Origin of the sequence: Paenibacillus sp. FSL R5-0810, assembly GCF_038002285.1 — a bacterium.
GTDB classification, from domain to species: domain Bacteria; phylum Bacillota; class Bacilli; order Paenibacillales; family Paenibacillaceae; genus Paenibacillus_AQ; species Paenibacillus_AQ lactis.
Genome location: NZ_JBBOCF010000001.1, coordinates 1166862 through 1193406, shown reverse-complemented (window position 1 = coordinate 1193406; position 26545 = coordinate 1166862). Strand labels below are relative to the sequence as shown.

Genomic DNA, 26545 nt, shown 5'->3' with positions numbered 1-26545 from the left:
TCATGTTACTCTGTAAGTCAACAAATATTTACGTCTAAAAGTAATTTTTATTACTCTAAAACTTATTCGCACTCACCAAAAATTTAAATGCTTTGTATTCCTCCCCAATACAAAAACAGGCTCCCAGCCTCATCACCTAAGCGTGACGGCTGAAGCCTATCCTTGACATGTCAACCTGGGCTGCCGTCGGTGAGCTCTCTCACCATATCATCAAGTAGACGATTCACGTTCTCCCATGTGACGGCCGGGGTATGATCGCCGACAGATAACGCAAGGGTGTTGCGATATGTGCTGGCTCCCAAATTGAAGAATGGGGATAACATGATAGGTGCAGTCATATAACCCGCATCGGCCTCCCCGAAAACTGCCGGCTGGGAAAATGCAACACCATGCCAATTTACTGAACTGCCGAGTACAGTCCCAGCAAATAATTCATTCGATCCTGCGGTGTAACTGGATAAGTCCTCACTTCAGATATACCGGTCATGCGGTTCAACCTCCGAATATTCGTTATTGTTAAAGCATCGTTACTCCCACCTCTAAAAAATAAAACCAACTTTAAGTCATTTTTAACTAATGTCCTATCACAATAATAGATATTCTTTTACGTCTATATATTTTGACCGACAAAAAAAGACACACACCATGTGTATCTTCTTAGTACAGGACCCGTGCTCCGCATCATACATCGTGGTCCGTATTCTCTTTTCCACCCCTATCTTGTCCGTACGCTGATTCACATTCGGCTTTTTGGTGAATGATCCATTTGGTATCATTCCCCTCATGACTTTCGTCAATAGTGCAGCCTGCGCTTCACTTCTTTGCGGAAGCCCTTGTCCGCAAGCAGCCACATCCCGCCGAACGTCAACAGGGCATACATCGCTGCCGAAACCGACGGCCATAATACGTGCGAAAGACCGAGCAGAAAGAACAGTAAGGGGGTAAATCCCAGAAACACCATAAGCAGCAAATATCCTCCGAACTCGCGCCAGCCAAGCGGCTTTGCAATGCAGAGCAACGTCATCAGCAGGGTTGCAGCCATAACCAGGAACGGGATGACGTACCCGGTTGACCAGGCGGTCCCACCCGAAAGCGCGTTGATCCATAGCAGCATACCGGACAGACCGAGCCATTGAACGACGATTTTGGCCCCTAGATGTGAATTGGACATCCACGTGTGACGGATGAGCAGCCACGCGTACAGCACACAGGGTGCAACAAACAGACTCCACCAAACATCACGGCTTCCCAAAACGTTAATGACGAGGGTAATGCTGATAACCGCCATAATCATAAAAATCAGCGATCTGGCAAACGTGCCGCTCTCGCGCGGTTCCGGCATTGCGGAATAGGAAGGATACCAGCGATTGCCCGCCGTTTTGCTGCCTCCGGCCGTATTTCGCCGACAAAGCGGACAAACCGCATGGGCCGGATCCGCCGTAACGCCGCAGCTATCGCATCTCATGCTCCCATCCCCCAATCATTGCTGACAATCCTGACCTCAAGCCCGGTTAATCCGGACAGTTCGCGGAAGAAGTGCATGATAATGTCGCTCTCAACGATATTTCTTGCGAAGGTCACGGTCAGCTGATCGTTGATGGAGCATACCGCGCAGTTCATCGGGCTTTTGGCCGTAGGGTACATCGTTGTTTCCATCGCTTCAATATGCGCCGCCATCCCCTCCGGCACCTCGACCCTTCCCAGATTGGTTAACGTAAGGGTCTTGGCTTCTTCCCCATAATGGTCAAATCCGTAGCGGATTGCCAAATCCTTCAGCTTTAGCGGAGCGATTCGCGATAGGAAGGTGTTCTCGTATTTCATGCTCCCGGACATCGTGCGAGACAAATAAGACTTCGTTGTTTTCTCCTTCATTTGTTGTTGGACTTGCACGAGCACCTGCTCGAAATCCATGTTCTCTGCCGCAGCAATGCCTATATTGATGACCGCGAAAAAGTTGCGGAGGCTGCTGGATGGAAAGATATTTCGCAGATTCACCGGCATGCTGATTACGATCGGTCGACGCTCCGTATTTAGTGGCTCACCCGCATGATGGACCGCTATCACCAGAATGGCCGTCAAATACGCCGTCAACGTTACGCCCTTCTCTTTCGCACATGCATTCAGGCCGGAGGCCCGAAGCATGCCGTGAATGACGTTGTGGCCGTAGGGAACAAAGCGTGTCCCTCGTATTTGGAACGCCTCGGGAGCCTTGTCCAGATCAAGCGGCGGCTCTGATGTATAGTGTGCCTTGAAGCTGTCCTGGGCTTCCGCATATCTGGCAAACGACGCAGGCGGCAGAATCATCCCCTGCTTGTCATCCACATTTTCGCCAAGCAGACATAAATACTGGAACACTAGCGTTTTAAGAAACTCAAGGGCACCCCCGCCGTCGGTCAACGCATGAAAAATTTCGACGCTGATCTTGCTGCCGTGATACAGAATGCGAACCAGGCTAGCGTTCGAATCCGAGAGCGACACCGGCGCGCAAGGGTATGTGCCCTCCGGCTCCACCCGCAGCGGCGACTCCTTTTCCCGTAAAAATTTCCAGAACAACCCGTTTCCCATTTCCACATGAAGCAGTGGAAACCGCGTAATTACGCTATCCAGCGCCTTCTGCAAAATCGGTGGCTTTACGGGATGTTTCAGTAAGAACGACAACCGGTAGGTTGATGAGTTTTGTTGGCCCGCCACGGCTGGAAACAGCTTCCCGGCGTGATCCAGCTTGTACCAATCCTCCATATTACTCTGCTACCTCCAAACCATAGTACGTAATGCTGTCAGCATTCCTCTTTCTAACAGCCGAACGCTTTTTATAGCGGCGGCTTTGCGCGCCCCTAATCCCTAGATGGATTACAAGAAGGCTATCGCGCTTGTTCCATCACCGTCTCGTGGACTGGGCTCGGAAATCGTCTCGCAAGCGAAGCGCGGGTATGGATCAGCATCATCGGGATGAGCTGTTCTGTGCGGCGACCGATCCGGTTCTTGCCTTCGGGGTGCAGCACCGACAACAGCAGGCGAAGATACGACGTCGTCATTCTCCGGAACAAGCCTTGCTCCATGGCCTGCATCTCGAAACCGAGGCCGTGCGTCAACCCGCGGTGGAGCAGCGTAATGCCGACCAAAGCTCTTACCTCGTTGAACTCGGACTGATCGGCATAGGCCCGGCTGATAAGCTTCATCGATCGCCGGCCGAGCCTTGCGATCTTGAGGGCTGCAAGGTCGGGACCTTCGGTACGGATCAGATTTAAGATTTCAGCATTGTCCAGATGAAGCTCGCCGATCCAATCGCCTTGCGAAATGACGGTCGAATCGGCGCAGATGATCGGCGCCCCCCGATGCTTCTTGATCATAACGGTACAGATGCCGAAGTGAAACGTATGTGAACCGCGAAAACGCGAAGACCATTTAAAGATGCGTTCCCATGCCATCCACATGCTTTGCATGGCGTTTTTAATGATAAGCAGCTGATTCACCACCCTTATTCGGATGCGCCGCACGTTTCGGATTAGATCCATCCTTTATTCATCGCGCATACCGGATTCCTTAGAATAAGCATACATGATGGGATGCATCGGATTACACCGTCCCCGGCATTAAGTGAAGCTCCGTCTTGGGGCGGAGTGTTCTGCCAGACATTCATCTAGGGACGCCGGTTTATCCAGGTGAAGGCGATGGGGTAATGGATCGCCAAGACCGCACTTGGCAATATCCTTTGATCATGAAAAAAAACGACCGTCCGCATATCTGTACGGGAAAACGGTCGTTCCTATTTATAAGATTTATGAGTTACTTTAATTGCACTAGGTACTAGGGGGAAGTGTTCATAGAAGAGGGAGCTGCAGCTTCAGCGGGCATAAATTCATTTCGCTCTTCCCGATGTTTCTATCCCTCACTGCCGGCGCCGCTCTTTAATGACTTTAAGCGTTTCAGCACCCCGTTTTCGCCTCTTCCCAAATAATCATGAAGTCGTTTGTATTCCTTGTACAATTGATCATACACGCGCACATTAGCCTCAATCGGCTTAAAGGTTTCTTCCCGAACACGGGCCATGGCTTCTGCAGCTTCTACGATGCTCCCAAAGCCTCCCTGTTCCTTGCCTGCCGCCACGGCGCCGAACATAGCTGCCCCAAAAGCAGCGGTCTGAACGGTATCCGCAACTTTGATTTCCTTGCCGGTAACATCGGCATAGATTTGCATCAGCAGCCGGTTACGCTGAGGCAATCCGCCGCAAGCGTAAAGCTCCTGGACTTCTACGCCGCTTTCCGTAAAGGCTTCGATGATCGCCCGCGTTCCAAAGGCGGTAGCCTCTAACAGTGCCCGGTATATTTCCGCAGGCTTGGTCTGCAGGGTCAATCCAAGGATGACGCCGCTGAGATCAGCATCCATCAGCACGGAGCGGCTACCGTTCCACCAATCGATCGCCAGCAGGCCGGTTTGACCAGGGGCATATTGGGCCGCTTCCCTCTCAAGCCACTCATGAATGCCAAGGCGCTCCTCCGCAGCCTTGCGCCGGACATATTCTGGCACCGCCTCATCCACATACCAGGCGAAGATATCGCCAACCGCCGATTGTCCTGCTTCATACCCGTAATAACCTGGAATGATTCCATCCTCGACGACACCGCAAATGCCTTCCCCTGTCACTTCCTTGTCGCTTAATATCAAATGACAAGTCGAGGTTCCCATGGCGAGCACCAGCTTGCCCGGGGTGACGACACTGACCGCCGGCACCATGGCATGGGCATCGATGTTAGCTACGGCTACCGCGGTACCCGGCAGAAGCCCTGTCAGGGCTGCCATGGATTCGGTTAATCCGCCAGCTTTCGAACCCAGCGGCTTGATCGAACCTCTCAGCTTCGTCTCCACAAGGTCTCCAAACCTCGGATCAAGCGACTGCAGGAATTCCTTGGACGGATACCCCTCCCGTTTATGCCAATTGGCTTTATAGCCGGCGGTACAGCTGCTCCGTGCGAGCTGACCGGTCAATTGCATGACCACCCAATCGGCAGCCTCCATGAACAATACAGCTTGCTCGTACAACTCAGGAGCTTCATGCAAAATCTGTAAAGACTTTGCAAGCATCCACTCCGAGGACAGCTTCCCTCCGTAGCGTGACAGAAATTTCTCCCCTCGCCGCTTAGCGGCTTCATTGATCAGGTTCGCTTCGTCCTGCGCCGCATGATGCTTCCACAGCTTTACCCAGCTATGCGGATTGTCCCTCCACTCATCCAGCATGCACAGCGGAGTTCCCCCGGCATCCAGCGGCATCATCGTGCATGCCGTGAAGTCGATGCCAATCCCGATGACTTGATCCGGGGATACGTTTGCCTCCGACAGCACATGCGAGATAGATTGCCGAAGCACCTCCAGATAATCGCCCGGATGCTGCAGCGCCCAGTCCTGCTCCAGCTTCAGACCCGAGTGGACCAGCACCTCGTCCATGACTCCATGCTTGTATGGCGTCACATGGGTGGCAACCTCCTGCCGGGTCGTAATATCAACCAACAGAGCCCTGCCCGATTCCGTTCCGAAATCCACGCCGATCGTGTATAACTGCTTCATATCCATCTCCTCCAAAGTATAGGATCAATTCAACTGTTTCACTTCAGTGCCATATATCTCAAATGCCGGCTTCAACAGCGGCGCTTCTTCACGAATGCGGCGCAGAAGAATTTCTCCGGCTTTGATTCCCATGTCATAGGGACGCTGTTCCAGATAATAAATTCCCGATTCTTTAAGGAGTGGTCCGGCCTCTACTTCACCGAAAGAAGCTACAGCCATGTCGGACGGAATCCTTAGACCGCTGCGTACAATTTCAAGCAAAACACCAAGGCTCATACGGTTATTCAGGGATATGATCGCGGTTGGACGATGGTCCGCATCCAGAAAATGCCGTACGGCCTGGATTCCATCTTCCGTTGAAAAGTCGCCATTATACACGATAGGTTCTTCGTTCAGGCCGTATTCCTTCATCGCTTTCCGAACACCGTCCAGTCGTTCCCTGCCCGTGCTGGATCGCGTCGGACCGTTTACGACTCCAATTGCCTTATGACCATCCTCCAGCAGCTTCCGAGTCAGGCGGGAAGCGCCTTCCGTATTGTCCTCGGCTACCAGATCGAGCATCAACCCCGCTTCCGGCGAGTCCGGCTTGCGGTCTACGAGAATGATCGGCATCCGGGAATCTGCCAGCTGCTTGATCGCCGGATCATTTCCGCCTGAAGTCGCCAGTACAACGGCATCCACGCGCTTTTCCTGCATAAGCTTAAGAAGTCGCTTTTCCTTGTCCGGATTCTCATCCGAGCTGCAGAAAATAAGCTGAAAGCCTTCTTTCCCTACAACATCCTCAATACCTTTGGAGATTCCCATAAAATAAGGGTTGGAAATATCGGGAACGACGACCCCGATCATATAGGTCCGGTCCTGCTTCAGACTGCGGGCGATGGCGCTTGGACGATAATTCAACTTGTTCACCGCCGCCATCACTCGCTCTTTAATCTCATCGCTTACAAAATCCGTATTGTTCAGTACCCTTGAAACGGTCGCCGTGGATACCTCTGCTTCCTCCGCTACTTGTTTAATGGTCGCTCTTGCCAAGTATGGCTCACCTCAAACCCTAAGTGATTTTATGTAATCGATTACGTAAACGATTACATTCACAGGTTATAGTAAAAACTAGGCGCATGTCAACTCTATCTTTTAAAAAAGTTAGCTTGCTTTGTTACTCCGCTTTTTCGGGACTTGCTGTGCCGGGGAAGCTCCTTTTTGCCCGCACATGTCCCCTTTTGGGACTTGTCCAGGCAATAAACTGAATCAAGGTCCATCACTCCCAGTTCTAAACCGTCCCCCACACCATGCTGCCCATTAACCCAAAAAAGCCCTGTACCATCCATGTAAGATGTGGTACAAGGCTCAGTATACTGCTGCAAGATTCCTCAAATCGTCCACCAACTAGTGGAGGACCGGTTGTGCTACTTTAGGATCAAACTTCGATAAGCAAGGAATGCAAATACTTGTTGCTGTTCAATATTGACCTGACCCTGGCGATCGTGTCGTTTCTAACGGGGGGGTGGTCCACTCTGTTGAGCAAGGTCCAGCGCAGACAGGCTATCGCTTCAAACAGCTCAAGCTCATCCGCTTCGAATCGGTTCTCGGCACAAAATGCAGCACGGTAGAAGGAAGCTCGCTTTTCACTTACATATATCCACATTAAGATAATGGACCATCCGATATCATATCGAGGATCGCCCATTTGGACATTCGTCCAATCAATTACGGTCAGCTCGTTTTCATTCTCCAGAATATTGCCTAGGTGATAATCGCCATGGATGACATATTCTTGTTCCATGCTCGCGCGCAGAACAAGCTCCATCAGAGGTTGTTGAATATCAGGGAACTCCTCAATTCGTGGATAAAAATAAGAGATAAAGTCATACCTCGGCAGATTGAATCCGTTCAGCCTTTCCAAGGGCAGCTTATGTATATCCATTAATATCTTCGCTAGTTTCAATAGTTTAAGCTGATCGATATTTTGAACAGGCCTTCCGTCGTAACTGGTCAGCATTACTGGATTGCCTTCCCGGTCTGTCCCCCAGCCCAAAGGCTTCGATACTGCTCTTCCATGCGAATGCAATGCATTCAATATTTGATATTGCATTTGAACATCGGGCTTGGAAGCTCTATTCCATACCTTTAGCACGCAGTCTGCCGTTGACGTGACGATCTTCGCCACCTCTGCTTCCAGACCGGAGTCTAACGGGACAACTTGAAATGTAGTTTCATGCTGCAGCAATAATTCGAGCGCCTCGCTTTTCTCTACCCAATTGATTTCTCGCAAATTATGCCCCTCCGTCATTGTGCAACGACTCGATGGTCGTGAAATTACGTGAATAGACTGCTTCGGTATTGGTCTCATTCATTATATCGTTGGATAAACCGTAACCCCAAGGCACGCTATCATCTTTTCCAATAACTCCATATTATGTGTATTTCTGAGCTTCGTAAACACTTATCTTATAACTTGAACGCAAACTGTACAACAAAAAAACCGCGATCAACGCGGTTTTTTCGATGGTTCAATCCGGCTTGCTTTAATGCTTATCAGCCCTTCTCCGCTCCCCGATTAATGGAAATTCCCCGATCCGAAGCCTGGCGCTTCCATACGGAACCAGCTCCAATTCCGTAATGGGCTGTCCGTCCGTATCTGGATGCAGCGGAGGGTTGCCGGCGTTGTTGCCTTCCATTTTCCAATCCCGGATCAGCTGGCCCCTAACCTTCACCCTGACAGGCGCATCCTGTGCTTGGAACGGCTGGCGAACCATGTCCTGTTCGATTATCTCGAACGGCGTATCGGCTAGCAGGCCGTATTTCCATGGGGATGCAGGGTATATCTCCCAATCGTGAAACATGTCGCGCTGCCGGATCATCTGCCAATTTTCCTTGACGGGCAGCACATACACGAGCGGCCCTCGCTCGATGCTGGTGGCGTACATATTTCGGGATACCAACCTGACTTCCATGGGCAAGTGAAGTTCCAATCGGTCACCGTTCTGCCAATGTTGTACGATCCTTGCATAACCGGACTCTACTTGGAATGGCAATTCGCGCCCATTCAGCGTTATGACGGGATCGTCGCACCAGGCGGGGATCCGCAGCGATAAAGGGAACGATTCCGCCCGTTCCAACGACATGTGGATTCGAATGCGGTCCTTGAACGGATATTCGCCGGTTACCTCGATCACAGCCGGAACGTCATGGCGGCCGACTGTCGTCCTAACCGTGCACGGGGCATAGGACACGGCAACGAGCCCCTCCTCCTGATCCTTCATCCACAGATGCGCGGCCAGCTTAGGCCAGCCTTGATGCATGTTGGCCGTGCAGCATCCAAAGTTCGGCTCCAGACCGAACACGTTGGCGTCGGGTCCGTTGCTCCATGCCCGCGGAGCGACATTGCAGATGATCTGGTTGACTTGCTGATCATACTGATGCGAGGTCCAATCCGGAGAGATGGCGGCAGGCAGCGCATTAAAAGCAACCTTTTCCAAAATGTCCCCGAAGCGCCCTTCCCCGAATATTCTCGTCAACTGCTCCATCGAGAACATATACTCGACAACGGCACATAATTCTACACCTTGACTCGGATGAGTGCCGGATAACCATTCATCTCCGGAGAACATGCCATGCGCTTGACCGTGATACGTCATCAGGGAATCGATGCCCCGGTGCACGCTTTCCTGCTCCACCGGGTTGCCATTCAACTCAAATAATACGCCCGGCGTTTTAATGCCCATCGCTACATTCACGACATGGGTTGTCCAATCCCACTCTTCCACTTTACGCCAGAACGGAAATTCATGAAAAATATCGCTCCAGTCCGTGGTTTGTCCGGCAACGATATCGGCTAGCTCTAACAGAACAGGCTGCTTCGTACGTCTATATAACCACACGATGCACAGGAGCATCTCCGCTCCCCTTGCTTTGGCCCAGCCCCGCAGCGGCTGTTCCTCGATAACCGAATGGACATAAGTAAAGAACTTTGTCAGAAATGGGATGATCCGTTCATCGCCTGTTGCTTCTTCATGCTGCATCATCACTTTCAGCATGATCATGTAATGCCACCAGTCCTGCTCCTTATCGATATCCTGGTTCACGGAGGTAATACGCTCCGGACCGAACATGCCGTTCTCCCGCTGGCTTGCAAGCGACCACTCGATCCAGCGATTGGCCTTGCCAATCAAGGCTTCGTCCTCAAGCAAATAGGCGAGCGGTAGCAAGCCATCGACATAATACGGGCCTCGCTCCCAGCTCTCTCCATGGCCGCCCAGCCATCCATTGTCATCTCCCACGTCCTTCCAATGCTCTTCCAAGCATCCGGTAAACCCGCTGGCTTGGATCTCCAGCTGATCTTTCAGCCAGCCGCCCGGCTTAATCGCGCCCAGTGGCAAGCTGTTAAAAGCAGTCTCGTGCAGCATGAACGTCCACGCTCCTTGTTTCTGTCTTGTAAGTGCACTCTGGTAGAACTATACCATCTCACCCGAGCGGTGCCCTATACACAGAAACAACCTCTTTTTATCCGATTGCAACATGCTTGATTCTTGTATCCGGAAGGCGTTAACGATTATCCTAGAGAGAAGTTAGCAAGAGGAGGAGGCTTGGACGTACATGATGATTCAATTCACGGCACCGCCGCTGCCCCATTATATTAGTAGTGGTGAAGATACCTATCAGGAGGGAGACAAACACGCGGATCGGTTTAACATCGGAGTGTTTGATCTGATTCTGGTCACCCGAGGAGCGTTGTTTCTGGAGGATAATGGTGTATGTTACAGGGTAAAGGCCGGCAGCTACTTGATTTTAAGACCGGATGCGGCACACCGGACATTTCAGCCCTGCCAGGAGGAGACGCATTTTTATTGGCTTCATTTTCAGACGCTAGGATCTTGGACGGAAGCGGAGGAACGAACCCCGTTTGCCTTATCGCAATCGGATCAGACTTATGTCCAAATCGAAACATTCTCTTTTTATATCCCCAAATACGGAGAGCTGCCTTCCAAAGAACAAGCCGTCCTCATCCTGGAACAGCTGCAGACGCTCCAACAATCGCCTTCATCCACGGCACGCTGGAAGCAGCAGCAGCTTCTCCAAGAACTGCTCCTGCTGCTCCAAACTGAAGAGGAAGGGATCCAGCATCACCATCCTCATTATGCCATTGCGGAACGAACCGCAAACTATCTTAGACAGCATTACAAAGAGCCGGTGAGCTACCGTCGATTAGCCGAGGCCATGCATTTTCATCAGAACTACCTGTCCATTTGCATGAAAAAAACGTTCGGCTGCACGCCCTTGGAATATTTGACACGGCATCGGATCGAACAAGCCAAGCGATTGCTGATCCACACCAACGATCCGATCGGACGGATTGCCGAAGAATCCGGATTCGGCTCATTTCCGTATTTCATACGGTGTTTTATTCGCTATACAGGCATCAAACCCAAATCCTTCAGGCAGAAATTCCGATCCTAACGGAGCGCCTACGATGCATCCGGTTGCTTAGAATACGCTCCGTACCAAGCCCCCGTCGATGCGGAGCGCCGAACCGTTAATCGCGGAGGATTTAGGACTGCTGAGATACGTGACAAAATCGGCAATCTCCTCTGGACGAATCAGCCGCTGAATAATGGAAGTCGGCCGATTCTCCTTCATAAACCGCCGCTCCGCTTCTTCGATGGTGAGCTCTTCATTGGGATAGAGGGTTTTCAGCATCGTCTCCACGCCTTCCGTAAGCGTAGAGCCGGGCATGACGGTATTGACCGTAACGCGGGTTCCTGTCGTCAGCTCGGCCAAGCTCCGGGAAAGGGACAGCTGCATCGTCTTGGTTGCGCTGTAATGAGCCATCTCTTGGGAAGGCATGATGGCTGCTTCACTCGCGATAAAAATAATTCGACCTTCATTCCGATTGATCATGTTCTTCAAATAATGCCGGGTTAACCGGACGCCGCTCATGATATTCGTCTCGAAGAACCTGAACCACTCCGAATCGGGGATATCGAAAAATTCAGCGGGCTCAAAAATCCCCATATTGTTGATCAGTATGTCAACGACCGGAGCAGCTTCCCTGACCTGATGACAGCCCTCCTCCGTTCCGAGATCCGCCACGACATAACGCAGCTCGGCATCCGGATGGACGGCATGAATGTCATGGATCGTCTGTTTTACCTTATCCTCATGCCTACCATTAATAATGACGGATGCGCCCTCCGCTGCAAGCGACATGGCTATCGCTTTGCCAATGCCGGACGTTGAGCCTGTTACCAGAGCGACTTTTCCTTGTAGCTCCAAATTCATTAACGCTCTCTCCTTCCATTATGTAGGAATGGACCCTCCTGATTCCCCGTCGTTACCGCCCGAGGATTGAGGAGAGCCGCAATATTTATTACACTTCTATCCTTGCGTAAACACAAATTTCTCAGAAATCAAAATTGTCCGGATCCGGTCCCACTCTGTGATTTTGGTTCAGGCTGTCAATGCGCTGCATATCCTCGGCGGACAATTCAAAATCAAAGATGTCTGCGTTCTCGATAATCCGATGTTCCTTGGTCGATTTCGGAATCGTGACCACACCGTTTTGGATATCCCAACGAAGAATGATCTGCGCGATGGATTTATGATACTTTTCAGCAATGAGCTGAAGATCCTCCTGATCCAGGAGCTGTCCCTGCATTAATGGAGACCAAGCCTCGAGCTGAATTCCATTCTCCTGGCAGTACGCCTGCAGTTCCTTTTGCGTTAGTCGTGGATGATATTCCACCTGGTTCACCATCGGTTTGATTTCGGTTTCCTTCATTAACTGCTCGAGGTGATGGATCTGGAAGTTGCTGACGCCAATAGCTTTGACACGCCCTTGCTTGTACAGCGTTTCTAATGCCTTCCACGCCTCTGTATATTTCCCTTCAACCGGCCAGTGTATAAGGTATAAATCCAAGTATTCAAGACCCAGCTTCCGGAGACTTTCCTCGTAAGCCTTCAAGGTGGACTCATACCCCAGATCGGCATTCCATACTTTGGATGTGACAAACAGATCCTCCCGCTTGATCCCGGCAGCTTCCAAGCCCTCGCGGATGCCCTGTCCGACCCCTTCTTCATTTCCGTATATGGCGGCCGTATCTATGGAGCGATAGCCATGCCGAATTGCCGTGCGGACGGCGTTTACCAGCTCCGGTCCTTCCTCTACTTTAAATACGCCAAGTCCAAACCAAGGCATGTTGACGCCATTATATAAAGTGGTTGTATCTTGTAAGTGTTTTGCTGTCATGTTGATGAACCTCCAAAAGTTTTATGTTTGTGAAGAAATGGAGCCTAGTTGCAGTATTTCCGATGAAACGCTTAAACATCACCTCCCTTCATCCTAAATTTTCCATTCAAGCCGCTTTCGTATATGGACGATCCGGATTCTCCGAATCCTTTCTTGCCAGCTTCAAGCTCAATCCCGTAAGCGCGACCGCCGCGAATACCATCAACGCTCCAATCCAAGCCGTGTGAATCAAGCCCATCGATTTCGTAATCAAGCCGCCCAAAAAGGAGCCGATGGCGATGCCTGCATTGAATGCCGCAATGTTCAGTGCCGAGGCCATATTCACAGCGCTTGGCGCAAACCGCTCAGCCAGCTCAACAACATAAACCTGCAGCCCCGGAACATTCATGAAAGCCAGAAATCCCATGAGAATAATCGTAATGAATCCGGCAACTTTAAACGGCGCGGTAAACGTAAGCGAGAACAGCACCACCGCTTGAACGCTGAACATATAGAGCAGTGCTTTGAGCGGACTGCGATTTGCTGCTTTCCCGCCGATGATATTACCTAGCGCTATGGCAATCCCGTAAACGAGCAGAATGACGGCTACCGTATTTTCCTTGAAGCCTGTTATATCCTGAAGCAGTGGGGATAAATAAGTAAAGACAACAAAGGTGCCGCCGTAACCGAGCGCGGTAATCAGGAGCATCAGCAGCAAACGGCGATTGGTCAGCAGCTTAGCCTGATCGCGGAATGAGGTCCGCTCTCCTTTCGGCATGTCCGACGGGATCAGAATGCTGTTCGCGATGAAAGCAGCGACACCGACCAGAGCAATGGCGACAAAAGCCAGTCTCCAGCCCCACTGCTGACCGATAAACGTTCCGATCGGAACACCGGTCACCGTAGCGACGGTAAGTCCTGTAAACATAATGGAGATCGCGGAGGCTCTGCGGTTCTCTGGCACCACGCTGGCGGCGATGACCGAACCGATCGACATAAATACCCCATGGGAAAAGGCCGAAAGCACGCGAGCCGCAAGCAGAATGCCGATGGAAGCCGCGCCAGCCGCCAAGCTGTTTCCGATAATAAAAATGATCATGATCCATAGCAGCAGGGTCTTCCTGGACATCCTCGAGGTAAGCGACGTTAGGATGGGCGCACCGAAGGTGACGCCCAAGGCGTACATCGATACGGTTAATCCGGCGGTCGTAACGGATATATTCATATCCTCCGAGATCAACGGCAGCAGCCCTACGCTGATGAACTCCGTTGTTCCGATCGCAAAGGCACTGACGGCAAGCGCCAGCAGCGCAAAGAAACTTCTTTTTTTATCTATGATCATGGTGTTGAAATTCCCCCTATCCAATTCGCTTGCTTGTATATTGTAAAAAAATTGAGTATGGTGTAATCCAGCTGGCAAATGCTATTATGATCCATATCGAATTTTATGTGAAGAACGTACTTTTTTGTAATGTAGGCACTTCGCAGTACCCTAGTTACTTTTCAGTGCCTATCCAATAGGAGGATGAATATGCAAGCGAAGAAATACAATATTGCCGTCGAAGCGACATTGGAAGTGATCGGAGGCAAGTGGAAATGCGTAATCCTTTGCCACCTGACCCATGGCCGTAAACGAACCAGCGAGCTGAAGCGCCTCATGCCGAATATCACGCAAAAAATGCTGACACAGCAGCTGCGGGAGCTGGAGGACGATGGCGTAATCAATCGCATTATTCATAATCAAGTCCCGCCCAAAGTGGAGTATGAGCTGAGTGATTACGGCAAGAGCTTGACCGGCATTCTGGATATGCTCTGCGCGTGGGGAGAGAAGCATATAACGAAGGTATACGGGGATAAGTTCAGCGTGCTTGAGGACAGCATTCTGAACGATAAACTGAAAGCCGTGGACGAGCCTGCCACATCGGATGCACGTACGACCTGAATCTATTTGGGTAATCGCTGAAATCACTATAATCATCCCTTACAAAATATGGTATCATTTAAAATAACATGAAGCATACGAAGAGCCCATGGAATATTACATGAGGAGAAGAATAATTATAGTGAGAAAAATACATTCAGCTATTGCCCTATTGCTTCTTAGCAGTTTTATGGCTGGTTGCAATCAAGTAAAGATGGAGACCGGTGATTTTATTTTTGATAAGCAAATCAACCAAGATAAAACTCCCATGATCGTGGTGGTTCAGAATATCTCAAGGAATGATGCCTCCAACCATTCGTTATCAGACTATTTAAATAATGATGACCCAAATGATGTGATTTACTATCATATAACAGATGCCGATTTATACGAAGATTTAGAAATTGGTGAGAGAGTTACCGTCACAGCCCCCCATATTTTACTTAGCAGCCCACTGCAAGCAATGGCGATTGAAGTCGTAAGACATGACCTAGCAGAGTGACAGTCCCATTATATTTAGGTCTTTGAAAAAGATTTGTCCCCATTAGATTTCGGCCTGACCGAATCGGATACACCTTAACTAATCAAAGAGATAAAACCTAATAGAGTGCGGGATATGGTTCCAACATGGGTATCCAAGGACAGATCCTTTCGACCATCTAAAATAAAACAAAACCTCTCTATGATAATGATGGGTGGATTCACCACATATCAAAGAGAGGTTTCTCTATTTTATGATAACTATCTACTAAAGTTACACGATATCATGAACATTAAGGCAGTGTGTCTAAGAATGGTCTCACCGTTTTAGCAAGCGCGTAATTCGTAGTCGCATCCCAGTTAATGGACCACGTCATTGCTCCCCGTACATCAGGGTATTTAGCCACAGGCTTATAACTTCCACAGTTGTTTCCAGTTGCTAGACAATTCAGGGCATTATTCACGACCGTTGGAGAAACATATCCGCCTCCGGCTGCTGAAGAGGCAGCAGGTACTCCAAGTCCCAATTGGGAAGGTGATACCCACTGCAGCGTTAAGTCCGACAGCGCCGTAAGGAAATCAACCGTGCCCTGGGAGTAGCATTTACCGTCACGACCTAACATGCATCCAGAGTTATAGTACTGGACGTTCATTACGGTTGTGATATCCTTCAGATTGTTATAAAGCTGCATATAGGAGGTGTTTGGACTCTGCATGTCTATCGTTTGAGGAGCCATTGTCAGAATAAAATCATTTCCTGCTTTTTGCTTCAGTTGGCGAATCGCGGTGGTTAAGTTAGGCACATTCATGCCATGCTCCAGGTCAATGTCTATCCCATCAAGTCCAAATTGCGTGATGATCCCGTACATGCTGTTCACAAAGTTCGTTATATTCGGCGAGGCAGTATTCAAATCAATGTTCCCTAATTCCCCTCCAATGGATATGATGACCTTCTTGCCTTGAGCTCGTTTAGTTTGAATATCCGCGATCAGCTCGGCATTGGTATACCCGCCCAGAGCTGCGGATAGCGCAGAATCTACATTGAAAACGACACCGCCAGGGTTAACAGGGTCCATCTCAGCAAACGCTAACACAATGATGTCATATTGATCCGGTATATCTCTCACCTTCAATTTGCTGGCACCATTGACAAAATTCTGCCAGTACCCTGTCAATATATGCTTGGTCGGCTGGGGACCTCCGCCTGTCTCTTCTGCCGTTGTTGCAGTCACACTCGCACTGGCAGGTGAAAGATTCCCGGCAGCATCCTTAGCTATGACCTTAAATGAATAGGTCGTGTTCGGTGAAAGACCCGCTATGGTCGCGCTCGTACCGGTAACCGAAGCCGCAAGGGCTGTGCCCTGGTAGACATCATATCCTGTCACGCCAACATTGTCCGTAGAGGCTTGCCAGGATAAAGTAACGCTTGAAGAGGTGACTGATCTTACAGTTACATTCGCAGGTGCTGTCGGAGCTGCAGTATCATTTCCTCCGCCACCTTGAACATGCTGCCATAATGCAGGAACATTGGGCGGTTCCCATCCGGGTAGTGAAGTATGAGATTGAATAGCTTTATACGATTTCCCATCGTACGTCACGTTGTCGTTTACGGCATAAGACACATAGGCTGCCCAGGAACCCCGATCTGCTGCAGAAACCTCAAGGGGGAAAAAGCTCATGATCATAGACACGACGACCATTAAAGGCAATAGCATCACTCTCGATTTGTCCGGAATTCTGCATAAACCCGCTCTCATCATTAATCCCTCCTCAATAATGGATCGTTAAGCTTTACAGCCTGCCTTGCAAAACAGCATCACCTCCTTTGCAAAGATACGAAAATCTCATGAAATCTTCCACATCCAAACAAACCTTTTAATTGCTGTTTATTGTTTTATTTACATATATAGGAAGTTGATTCTATATTCAAAATTTACTTTATATGTTAATTATTATCAATAGCTCTGGAGGATCAATTTCATGGTGTAAGATGATCCCTAACGTTTTAAGCTCCCTATCATCATGAATCGATGTCTCTATGAAAACAAAAACATGGCAGACGCTGTTATACAGGGCCTGCCACATTGCGGCTGAAGCTTTATAGCACACAGGTCATGGCTAATTCGATACGAATCTGCTCTTGCCACTCGTGAACGATCGATTATTTCGCGTTCTCCTTCTCTTTTTGGCTGACGATCATATTCGTCACTTCTTCGGCCTGTGCCAAGACGGCCATCGGATCATACGGCCAGAATCGTTTGGCATCCAGATAAAACACGCGCCCATGGCTTACGGCTTCGATCGAAGTCCATACCCTATTGCTCTTATCCATCTCGGCACCATTGGACTCGTCAAAAAAGATATAATCTCCTGCATAATCTTTCAGAACCTCCATGGACACTTCTTTGTAGGTCTCACCAGTGGCAATCAGTTCTTGTTGGATTCGTTCCGGAGGGGTAAGCTTGAGCTCCTTGTAAATCGCCAATCCTCCGCGATAAATGCCGTCGCCATAAAGGTAGAAGGTCTTGCCGAAAGCGCCAAAGATCGAAAAGGTTTCTCCTTCCTCCACTACGCCGTTCACCTTCGCTCGCAGCGCTTCTATTTTCTCGTCAAACTCAGCCAGCCATTCCTTTGCCTCCTCTTCCTTGCCCAGGATTGCACCCAGCCCCTCCACTTCTTCGTGCACGCTTCGATAGGTTTCATAAGGAAGAATGATTGTGGGCGCAATTTTGGACAGCTTCTCGAACACCTCCGGATCGGAATTGGCGCTGATGATCAGGTCGGGGTTCAGTTCCAGGATTTTTTCCGTTGCGTTTTCGCCGGTACTCTCGATACCATCGATCATGTCTTGGATATGGACATTCTCCAGATCCTTGGCCGTCGCGCCTACCGGCTTCTCTCCGAGCAGCAGCAGGGTTGGCAGATAGGCATCGACAACAATTCGCTTCGGTTCTGCCGGATATTTGATTTCCCCGTGTATGGTATCCACCTTTCTAGTCGCAGGCTGCACTGAGACTTTCGTCTGGGGCTTGTCCCCGCTTGCGGCTATTTCACCCGTAGTACCCGCGTTGCCGGTCGGATTTCCCTTTCCGCCGCATGCGGAGATCAAGAACGAACATAAGATGAGCATTGTGAGTATGACCCGATACTTCGATGTGAGCATATTTGTCTCCTCCTGATTTAGTAGTGTATGGCTGGGGCATGCACCGAATTGAGCTCGATGCAATCGGCTGTATATTCCATGCGATGCGATCAGATCCTCGTGGCAAGACCCTCTCCCTTCACAAGAACTCCTAAAGATCCCTTGCATCCGGGCTGCTAAGCTCTCGTCCTGGATAACAGGTACAGGAAATATGGCGCACCGATCACCGCAACCACGATCCCTGTCGGGATCTCAGACGGTTGAAGGATCGAGCGGCTCAGCGTGTCGGCTGTGATGACCAGCAATGCACCGATCATCGCTGTTACCGGCAGCAGCATTTGATGCTTCGCACCGACCAAGCGTCTGCCCAGGTGGGGAGCAATAAGCCCGACGAACCCAATCCCTCCGCTCACCGCGACGCAGGAGGCCGCCAAGCCGACCGCCGCTGCCAGCAGCTTCAATTGCTCCTTCGTTACGGATGCACCCAGTCCGGCCGCCATCGATTCTCCAAGATTAAGAACGTTCATCACCTGCGCTTTGTACATCACGAAGGGCAGAAGCACAAGGATCCATGGGAGCAAGGCCAGCACGAACTTCCAGCTCGACCCCCAGATACTGCCCGCAAGCCAGACGGCAACAAACTGGTATTTCTCCGGACTCAATCGCAGTGTAAGCACGATCATTGCCGCACTTATGCCGGCTGCGACGGCAATTCCCGTCAATAGAAGGCCTGTCGGCTTAAAGCCCTGGTTTTTCTTATAAGCAAGCACGCAGATCAAGGCCGCGGTCAAGCCGGCTCCAATCAAAGCTAAAACCGGCAGCAGATAAATCGGAGCCGCTGTCGTGTTCGGAAAAAATGAGATGAACAGCATGACCATCAACCCGGCTCCCGCATTGATCCCCAGGATACCCGGATCGGCAAGCGCGTTGCGGGATATTCCCTGCATCACGCAGCCGGATACCGCTAAACCCGCGCCAATAAGCAGTGAAATGACGATGCGAGGCAACCGGAAATCAAACAGCACCAAATTCTGCTTATCGGTTCCGCCGCCAAACAATGTCGTTACGACCTCAACGGGGGATAGCCGAATCACGCCGGTGTTCATGCTGATTAGAAACACCAGGACAATCAATGCACCCAGAACAGACAAGGTGATGATGTTCCGTCTCCTGCTTTTTTGCGTTTGGATGGCATTTGTGACGGCTTCCATCTACAGCTCCCTCCTTTCTTTGCGTGCCAGATAGAGGAAGAAAGGGACCCCGATCAAGGCAATGATCGCGCCAACTGGCGTTTCATAAGGAGGGTTCACCATTCTGGCGGCGAGATCGGCAATGACGACCAGCAGGCTTCCCAGCACGGCCGAGCAGGGAATGATGAGCCGGTAATCCACGCCGACCAGCTTGCGCGTGACATGCGGAATCAAGAGACCGACAAAGCCCACCGCGCCGACAACCGAGACGGCGGCCCCTGCCAGCACTAACACGATCGCCGTCCCGCCCAGCTTGACGAGCCCCGTTCGCTGACCCAGTCCACGTGCTACATCATCCCCAAGGCTAAGCATCGTAATTGAGCGCGATAAGGCAATCGCACCCAATATAGCAGCGGCTATCCAAGGCAGCATGATCTTCAGATGATTCCACTGAATCCCTGCCGTACCGCCGGCATACCAAAACGCCATATCCTGCCCGACCCGAAAATACAATGCGATGCCTTCGCTAAGAGCACTTAAGAGCGCGCTAAGCGCAGCACCGGCCAGAACGAGCCGAACCGGTGTCAGCCCTCCTTTGGACATGGAACTGACTCCATACACGAGCATCGCACCCAAGGCAGCCCCAACGAATGAGAGCAGAATCAGATACATATACGGCAGCCCCGGAAAAAACGCAAAGCAAATCGCGATCACGAACCCCGCCCCCGCATTTAATCCAAGCAGGCCCGAATCGGCGAGCGGATTCCGGGTCATCCCTTGCATAATGGCTCCCGATACGGCGAAACAAGCGCCCACCATGGCCCCGCCGAGAACTCTCGGCATGCGCAGCTCCTGGATAATCTGATGCTCCGTCAAGCTGGGATCAAAGAAGAACACAGCTTCCCATACACTTCGCAGATCAATCTCGGCCGCTCCAAGCGATATGGATAACGCTATGCCAAGCATCAGTGCAGCCGCGCCTCCCGTGATAATCAGGGTCGCAGCCCATGGACGCCCTTTGACGTGGACATGAATCTCAGCATCTGAAAGTCTTGGCTTGGACGTGTTTGATGACATCATTCTCTCCTCGATCCTGTGATATTGATTCTCATTATCATTTACAATGATAAAATATGGCATATTCTTCGTCCATGGACATGTTGAATTTCTCCTCCTGAAAAAAATCCATGCCCCAATCCATCGATGCTCCAAACCATGCTGAGTAATCTCAAGTATCGTATACCTGCTTCATAGCGGGTTGTCCTATTGACACGCAAACCTCTGTTCCATTACAATGAATGCAAATTGAATGAGGCGATGGAGTTCGCCATAACCGCTTTTCGAGGCTAATGACTCCTACCAGAGGTCGCTTTCCTGGTAGGAGTCTGTTTTGTGTATCCAGGGGTTAGCGGCGAATAAACAGAAACGGGTGAACGGATTTGATGAAGAAATGGGTTGAACCTAACGAGAATTGGCCGCCATACGCCCTGCTGACAGGTTATTTGATCAAATGGATCGTGCTTGGCAGCATCGTCGGCATGATGACAGGCAGTGCCTCTGCCTTCTTTCTTTATAGCCTTGACTATGTAACGAACCTTCGAATAGGAAACCCTTGGCTGCTGTTCCTCCTTCCCCTGGGAGGCGTTGTGGTCAGCTTCCTCTACGAAAGGTTCGGCAAGAGCAGTGCGAAGGGAAATAATCTTATCCTGGAACAGATCCATGGCGGCACAGAATCCATCCCGCTGCGGATGGCGCCGCTGGTCCTCTTCGGGACGCTGGTTACGCATCTGTTCGGAGGCTCCGCCGGACGTGAAGGCACAGCCGTCCAAATGGGGGGAAGCTTATCGGAGTGGTTCGGCAAGCTCATTCGCGTGACATCGCTTGATCGAAAGATCCTGCTTATCTGCGGAATTAGCGGCGGCTTCGGCTCCATCTTCGGCACACCGCTCGCCGGAACGCTGTTTGGTCTCGAAGTCCTAGCCATTGGCCTCATCTCGCACCAGGCGTTAATTCCTGCCTTCATCGCCAGCCTGGTCGGCAACTTAACCGCCACTTCCCTCTGGGGTGTCGGCCATGCGCATTATCTGATCGGGGAGATTCCCCCTCTGAGCTTTATCGTCCTGATGAAAGTCGTTGCAGCTTCGATCCTCTTCGGACTCGTAAGCCGGCTATTCAGCGAGCTTACCCATGCTCTGAAAAAATGGTACAGCCACGTTTTCCGCAATCCTATGGTCAAAAGCGCAATGGGAGGCGTCATCCTCATTGGGCTGGTTTATCTGCTTGGCACACGCGATTACTTGGGACTTGGCCTCCCCCTGATCGAAGAATCCTTCGCTGGGGAAGTTTCGCCATTCGCCTTTCTTGGTAAAATCCTCTTTACCTCGCTGACGCTTGGAGCAGGGTTTCAGGGTGGCGAGGTAACGCCGCTGTTTGCCATTGGGGCAACGCTGGGCAATGCGTTATCGGGATGGCTCGGATTGTACGCCCCTTTCCTGGCCGCATTAGGTTTTATTGCTGTATTCTGCGGGGCAACCAACACCCCGATTGCTTGTTTTATCATGGGAATCGAGCTGTTTGGAGGAGAAGGCGCCGTGTATATGCTCTTGGCCTGCGTCATAAGCTACTTGTTCTCCGGGCACTCCGGCATCTACACCTCCCAGCACATCGGCGCGTCCAAGCACCCGCTCCTCTCGTTTCCACCGGGAACAACGCTTGCGGGAGCAAAAGAACTGCACAAAGCAAAGCGCAAGCAAAAGACGTCCGAGTGATCGGGCGTCTTTTCATTTGCCGCAGGCAGCCCTGCCTCACTCTGTGAGCGGCGTAATGATGGATGCTGTACGCTGCTATAACCCGAAGCCCGGACGACGAACCAAGGCAGGTCATTTGTACGAAGAACGCTTTTTCACACAAAAAAAAGAGAGGCACCCCCAAGATCCAATGATCTTGGTGCACCTCCCTGTTGCATCTTCTGGCAATTACACCGTTGATCTGCGCAGACACTGGCGAGAGCACAGTGCAAGGATAAGCACAATCGGAATCATCCATAGCGTCAAGTCGAGAGCAGAATGACTAGCAAACCATTTAAAGATCGGCCCCCACCATTCGTATCGCATCGCAATCAAGCTGAGACCCGAGATGATGATCGTAACGGCTGCAAGCATGATAAACGTTCGGATCCCTCTGAATCTTAAGAAAAACGCTCCGATGCCCAGCCCCAACATGGAAAACCATAACATTAAGATGACATTCACAACGAATTGGATAAGCCATGATCCATCATTCAGATACGGTAAATTGAAGAAGCGCATATGATCTCCCCATGCCCCGGTCCATACTTCAATATGGGATAGCACCACAAGAAGTGCCGAGTTGAAGATACTGATCAAGGTTATAAAGGTAAGGGTCCCTATGAAAAAGTCCGTTCTGCGTATGCTAAACCCCGTGGTGAAGGGGAACAACTGAATCGCTGTGGTCAATGAGGTAACGAACATGAATATATAGATGGTACCCAAACCGCCCGTATACAACGTCTCTCCATTAATCAATACACCGATCAGCAAATTGACCAAGAAACTGAAGGCCATGATCATCCAAGGCAAATAAAACCACGTAAGTTTATGTCTTAAATGAATGTTAATAACGCTGGATATCCCTCTCATTAGCGGCTCGCCACCTTTCCGTTTCTCGTTAAATGAACGATTAATTGCTGCAAGGATACGGGTACCGTTTCCAGTCCTGCTTGTGCTGCTTCTTGCTTCACCTCTGCTTCGGTCTTGCCCATCACCGTAGCCGAAACCGTTGATCCGAGCGATTCCGTATGAATGACTTTTCTGCCTTGAATAAAGGATTCAACCGTAGATTGATGCCCAATCACATTGCAGGTCCGTCCGCGGAGTTCATCGGTATCCGAATCCAGCAATATTTTTCCTTCATCGATAAGAATGATATGCTCCAGCAGCCTGCTGACTTCATCTATCAAATGTGTGGACAGAATAATGGTACGCGGATGGCTGGTGTAATCTTCGATCAGCTGATCATAGAAAAGCTCTCTTGCAACGGCGTCGAGGCCAAGATAAGGCTCGTCGAACACCGTAATGGGCGCTCGGCTGGCGAGTCCTACGATGATCCCGACCGCTGACAGCATGCCGCGCGACAATCTCTTCACAAGGCGCTTCATCGGCAGACGGAAAATTTCGATCAGCGCTTTGGCGTATTCCGCGTCCCAGTTCGGGTATACGTCGGAGGCAATCCCCATGACATCCCGGACGGTAACTAAATCCGGATATTTCTGACTCTCCCTGATAAAGCATATCTGCTGAATCACCTTGTTATTTTCATAAGGATGCTCGCCAAATACGCGGATCTCCCCTTTGGTTGAGAACTGCTGTGCCGTAATCATCTGCATGATGGTTGTTTTCCCGGCGCCGTTTCTCCCCAGCAATCCGTAGATCTTATTCGCCTCGATCCTAAAGCTGACATTATCGACGGCCGTAAAATCCTTGTATACCTTGCTCAAATTGTTGACTTCGATGACGGTTTGGCTCATCAGTCTTGCTCCCCTCTGCGGATCATTTCCGATAATTGATCTTTCGTAATCCCAAGCTTCTCGGCTTCCTTCACCATAGCCACAACGTACTGCTCATAAAACTCCGTCTTGCGCTTCTCGATGAGCTGTTCACGTGCTCCCGCTGCTACAAACATGCCAATCCCCCGTTTCTTATACAAAATCCCTTGATCGACCAGCAGATTGACGCCCTTGGCCGCTGTGGCCGGATTGATCTGGTAAAAGGCCGCAAACTGATTCGTAGATGGAACCTGCGTCTCCTCAGGCAATCGTTCCTCTATGATGTCATCTTCAATTTTGTCCGCAATTTGCATGAATATCGGTCTGCTGTCATCAATTTGAAACGCCATTACCTCACCGCTTTCGTGTTCAGACTTCATTACATCTTCGGTTAGTTACTCATGTAATTAACCATACAAGAGATGTGGTTCCGTGTCAACATTTTATTGGCCATTTTTTACAAATCGGGCGAAGGAACCCGTCTATGGTCCTAATGGTTTCATCCCGGTAAGCCGATATAGTATTGGCACAGATGCAGCCGAGTTGAGCTCAAGCCAACCGAAACAGACATAGAGAAAAGGAGTTTAGAAAGAACCATGAAAAGAATCCTCTTACTCGTCATCCTCGCCATGCTTATGGTGGTGACCCCATTGAACGCGGCTTCCACTCCGAAAATGCTTGCCTATGTTGACAAGAACAACCAGTCCTTTATCCCAGTGTCCCTCCTTAAGACCTTTGAGGGCATTCAAGTGTCCTACACAGCTGCCGAAAAGAAGCTTCGCATAACAAAAGACAATAAGCAGCTTACCCTTTACTTGGGGAGCAGGACCGCGTACATTGACGGCAAAAAAACGCAGATCAAGGCAGCCCCGTTCTCCGAGAACGGCATCACATATGTACCGCTTCAGTTTACCGCTCAGCAATTAGGCCTTGCGTTGAAGTGGGAGCCTAACCGTACAGCCTTGCAGATCAAAGACGGAGCAACATCCGCTTCGAATACACTGCCGGTGATGTCGGGCAAGCTCGTTTCGAATACATTGAAGCCGGTCACTTCGGCGAAGAAAACATTCAAGGTTGGTTCCCGAAGCTTCAGCGCCCAGGTGGTAACCGTCTCCCTTCTGCATCCGAAGGTGGAGCTTGGCGTAGCCCTTGCCGGCAATAAACCCGGCAAAGTCGAGGATTTGCGCAGCCTTGCGAAACGGAATCAAGCGGTTGCCGCCATCAACGGAACCTACTTCGATGCCTATACCGCCGGTGCTTATAAAGCGCCTTACGGCTATCTCGTACATAACGGCGCCATTCTGCACAAGGCCCCAGGCGATAACCGGACGATCTTTACCTACGACCGTAATAATCTGACCCAGATGATTCCGGGTCTGGACTTCAAATCGGAATATGAGCAAGGACAAATGAAAGGGGCTCTTCAAGCGGGCCCCCGGCTGGTGAAGGACGGCAAAGTTTCGCTGAACGTCAAGAAGGAAGGCTTCAAAGATCCGAAGATTCTAACGGGTGGAGGCGCACGAAGCGCACTTGGGATCACGAAGGATCATAAGCTTATTTTGCTGACAACAGGAGGGGCAACCATTCCCCAATTGGCGGAAATCATGAGGCAGGCCGGAGCCTACCAGGCGATGAATCTGGATGGCGGCGCATCCAGCGGGCTGTATTACAACGGCTCTTATCTTACCGCACCCGGTCGTCAGATCAGCAACGCCCTTATCGTAAAGTTGAAATAACGCCCCATAGGGCTATTACGCTTCATTAGGACAAGTGCTTGATCGGGCAATGCCCGCACCTAGAGCATTGAACAAGGCTCCTCGAATAACCGGATCACGTTACCGGACCTTCGAAGGAGCCTTTTCTATTCCTGTAGGATTTGTATCCTTCCTGCCTATTTGAGCCGATCTGCTTTCCCTCATGCGTACCGCAAGAAATATGTTTCGACATTAAGAAGGTGGGTGTAAATATATAGGAAAACGATGCGAGGTGAGAAGCAATGTATGAATTTCATGGCTGGATTACCATTCAAGTGACAGCTTCGAAAGCCGAGCAGGAACAACTGGAAGCGATCATTCCGAAAATACAATTAAAGATTACGGAATATGCTTGGGGAAGCGGCCTGCTGTCTCTCAATGCCGCATGCGGATGTTACTATCTGCATGTTGGAGGGTTTACGAAGGAGAAAGGTCCAGAAGCCGATGAAATCTTGTCATTATACCGTTATATCGGGGAGATTGCCCCTGGATCATACGGACTGCTGTATTCCAGGGATGACGAGAATCAGGAAGGTGAGGACAACGAATTTCGGGTGTTGGTGCTTGCGCGCGGGCAGCTGAAGGAGCAGCGCGATCCTTTCCTCTCTCCTTGCATCCCTGTTATTGAAGACGCATTAAGTTAACCGGCAGGGTAGTACGAGCGCAGCATCCCCTCCTTCCATCTTAACCAAACAAACTTTCATTCA

23 protein-coding genes and 1 riboswitch are annotated in these 26545 nt (G+C 50.5%); of the genes, 6 read left to right on the top strand and 17 right to left on the bottom strand.

Features of this window, described 5'->3' with window-relative positions; translation table 11 throughout:
- Positions 1-793: 793 nt before the first annotated feature.
- The 7 genes from MKX76_RS05475 to MKX76_RS05445 form a co-directional block, all read right to left on the bottom strand.
- Positions 794-1465: a DUF6320 domain-containing protein gene (locus tag MKX76_RS05475; protein WP_341033171.1), complete on the bottom strand. Its 672-nt coding sequence runs from the start codon at positions 1463-1465 to the stop codon at positions 794-796.
- Positions 1462-2739: an alcohol acetyltransferase gene (locus MKX76_RS05470; protein WP_341033170.1), complete on the bottom strand. Its 1278-nt coding sequence runs from the start codon at positions 2737-2739 to the stop codon at positions 1462-1464. Before MKX76_RS05470 ends, MKX76_RS05475 begins: the two co-directional genes overlap by 4 nt.
- Positions 2740-2861: 122 nt before the next feature.
- Positions 2862-3515, bottom strand: a complete 654-nt coding sequence (locus MKX76_RS05465; protein WP_083832624.1) for a YkoP family protein — start codon at positions 3513-3515, stop codon at positions 2862-2864.
- Positions 3516-3882: 367 nt separating this feature from the next.
- The gene (locus MKX76_RS05460) at positions 3883-5562 is read right to left on the bottom strand and encodes a ribulokinase (protein ID WP_341033169.1); all 1680 of its coding nucleotides are present in this window, start codon (positions 5560-5562) and stop codon (positions 3883-3885) included.
- 24 nt (positions 5563-5586) lie between these two features.
- The gene (locus tag MKX76_RS05455) at positions 5587-6594 is read right to left on the bottom strand and encodes a LacI family DNA-binding transcriptional regulator (protein ID WP_341033168.1); all 1008 of its coding nucleotides are present in this window, start codon (positions 6592-6594) and stop codon (positions 5587-5589) included.
- A 385-nt stretch (positions 6595-6979) separates the two neighbouring features.
- On the bottom strand, positions 6980-7789 hold the full coding sequence (locus MKX76_RS05450) for an aminoglycoside phosphotransferase family protein (protein WP_341033167.1): 810 nt from the start codon (positions 7787-7789) through the stop codon (positions 6980-6982).
- A gap of 298 nt (positions 7790-8087) precedes the next feature.
- Positions 8088-9968, bottom strand: coding sequence for a beta-L-arabinofuranosidase domain-containing protein (locus MKX76_RS05445; protein WP_341033166.1), 1881 nt, complete (start codon positions 9966-9968; stop codon positions 8088-8090).
- Between the two features lie 190 nt (positions 9969-10158).
- Between MKX76_RS05445 and MKX76_RS05440 the strand changes: the two genes are divergently transcribed.
- Positions 10159-11019, top strand: a complete 861-nt coding sequence (locus MKX76_RS05440) for a helix-turn-helix transcriptional regulator (protein WP_007130254.1) — start codon at positions 10159-10161, stop codon at positions 11017-11019.
- Between the two features lie 27 nt (positions 11020-11046).
- Here the strand turns inward: MKX76_RS05440 and MKX76_RS05435 are convergent, their stop codons facing one another.
- The 3 genes from MKX76_RS05435 to MKX76_RS05425 all read right to left on the bottom strand — a co-directional run bounded on the left by MKX76_RS05435 (position 11047) and on the right by MKX76_RS05425 (position 14129).
- Positions 11047-11841, bottom strand: coding sequence for an SDR family NAD(P)-dependent oxidoreductase (locus MKX76_RS05435; protein ID WP_028406991.1), 795 nt, complete (start codon positions 11839-11841; stop codon positions 11047-11049).
- Between the two features lie 121 nt (positions 11842-11962).
- Positions 11963-12808, bottom strand: coding sequence for an aldo/keto reductase (locus MKX76_RS05430; protein WP_028406990.1), 846 nt, complete (start codon positions 12806-12808; stop codon positions 11963-11965).
- Between the two features lie 106 nt (positions 12809-12914).
- Entirely contained in the window at positions 12915-14129 is a 1215-nt protein-coding gene (locus MKX76_RS05425; protein ID WP_007130257.1) for an MFS transporter, read from the bottom strand.
- 189 nt (positions 14130-14318) lie between these two features.
- On the opposite strand from MKX76_RS05425, the gene MKX76_RS05420 reads away from it, so the two are divergent.
- Both MKX76_RS05420 and MKX76_RS05415 read left to right on the top strand, forming a co-directional pair.
- Positions 14319-14729, top strand: a complete 411-nt coding sequence (locus MKX76_RS05420; protein WP_007130258.1) for a winged helix-turn-helix transcriptional regulator — start codon at positions 14319-14321, stop codon at positions 14727-14729.
- Between the two features lie 121 nt (positions 14730-14850).
- Positions 14851-15210: a DUF3221 domain-containing protein gene (locus tag MKX76_RS05415; RefSeq protein WP_341033165.1), complete on the top strand. Its 360-nt coding sequence runs from the start codon at positions 14851-14853 to the stop codon at positions 15208-15210.
- Between the two features lie 271 nt (positions 15211-15481).
- Here the strand turns inward: MKX76_RS05415 and MKX76_RS05410 are convergent, their stop codons facing one another.
- The 4 genes from MKX76_RS05410 to MKX76_RS05395 all read right to left on the bottom strand — a co-directional run bounded on the left by MKX76_RS05410 (position 15482) and on the right by MKX76_RS05395 (position 20597).
- Positions 15482-16948 carry a chitinase gene (locus MKX76_RS05410; protein ID WP_341033164.1) on the bottom strand — a complete coding sequence of 489 codons (1467 nt, stop codon included), beginning with the start codon at positions 16946-16948 and terminating at the stop codon, positions 15482-15484.
- 401 nt (positions 16949-17349) lie between these two features.
- On the bottom strand, positions 17350-18351 hold the full coding sequence (locus MKX76_RS05405; protein WP_341033163.1) for an ABC transporter substrate-binding protein: 1002 nt from the start codon (positions 18349-18351) through the stop codon (positions 17350-17352).
- Positions 18352-18506: 155 nt separating this feature from the next.
- Positions 18507-19541 carry a FecCD family ABC transporter permease gene (locus MKX76_RS05400; RefSeq protein ID WP_341033162.1) on the bottom strand — a complete coding sequence of 345 codons (1035 nt, stop codon included), beginning with the start codon at positions 19539-19541 and terminating at the stop codon, positions 18507-18509.
- Complete coding sequence (locus MKX76_RS05395) at positions 19542-20597, bottom strand: FecCD family ABC transporter permease (protein ID WP_341035024.1); 1056 nt, start codon at positions 20595-20597, stop codon at positions 19542-19544.
- A gap of 227 nt (positions 20598-20824) precedes the next feature.
- Positions 20825-20886, top strand: a riboswitch (Fluoride riboswitch).
- A gap of 76 nt (positions 20887-20962) precedes the next feature.
- Between MKX76_RS05395 and MKX76_RS05390 the strand changes: the two genes are divergently transcribed.
- On the top strand, positions 20963-22288 hold the full coding sequence (locus MKX76_RS05390) for a voltage-gated chloride channel family protein (protein WP_007130264.1): 1326 nt from the start codon (positions 20963-20965) through the stop codon (positions 22286-22288).
- Positions 22289-22495: 207 nt separating this feature from the next.
- Here the strand turns inward: MKX76_RS05390 and MKX76_RS05385 are convergent, their stop codons facing one another.
- The 3 genes from MKX76_RS05385 to MKX76_RS05375 are packed head-to-tail and all read right to left on the bottom strand — an operon-like array spanning position 22496 to position 24434.
- A complete protein-coding gene (locus MKX76_RS05385; protein WP_007130265.1) occupies positions 22496-23179 on the bottom strand; it encodes a hypothetical protein in 684 nt (227 codons plus the stop codon).
- Positions 23179-24066, bottom strand: a complete 888-nt coding sequence (locus tag MKX76_RS05380) for an ABC transporter ATP-binding protein (RefSeq protein WP_341033161.1) — start codon at positions 24064-24066, stop codon at positions 23179-23181. The genes MKX76_RS05385 and MKX76_RS05380 overlap by 1 nt, the downstream gene beginning before the upstream one ends.
- Complete coding sequence (locus MKX76_RS05375) at positions 24066-24434, bottom strand: GntR family transcriptional regulator (protein ID WP_028407145.1); 369 nt, start codon at positions 24432-24434, stop codon at positions 24066-24068. The genes MKX76_RS05380 and MKX76_RS05375 overlap by 1 nt, the downstream gene beginning before the upstream one ends.
- A 246-nt stretch (positions 24435-24680) precedes the next feature.
- Here MKX76_RS05375 and MKX76_RS05370 point away from each other — a divergent pair, with 246 nt between their 5' ends.
- Both MKX76_RS05370 and MKX76_RS05365 read left to right on the top strand, forming a co-directional pair.
- Positions 24681-25820, top strand: coding sequence for a phosphodiester glycosidase family protein (locus MKX76_RS05370; RefSeq protein ID WP_251537557.1), 1140 nt, complete (start codon positions 24681-24683; stop codon positions 25818-25820).
- A 260-nt stretch (positions 25821-26080) separates the two neighbouring features.
- A complete protein-coding gene (locus MKX76_RS05365) occupies positions 26081-26482 on the top strand; it encodes an Imm7 family immunity protein (protein ID WP_007130269.1) in 402 nt (133 codons plus the stop codon).
- Positions 26483-26545: the final 63 nt, after the last annotated feature.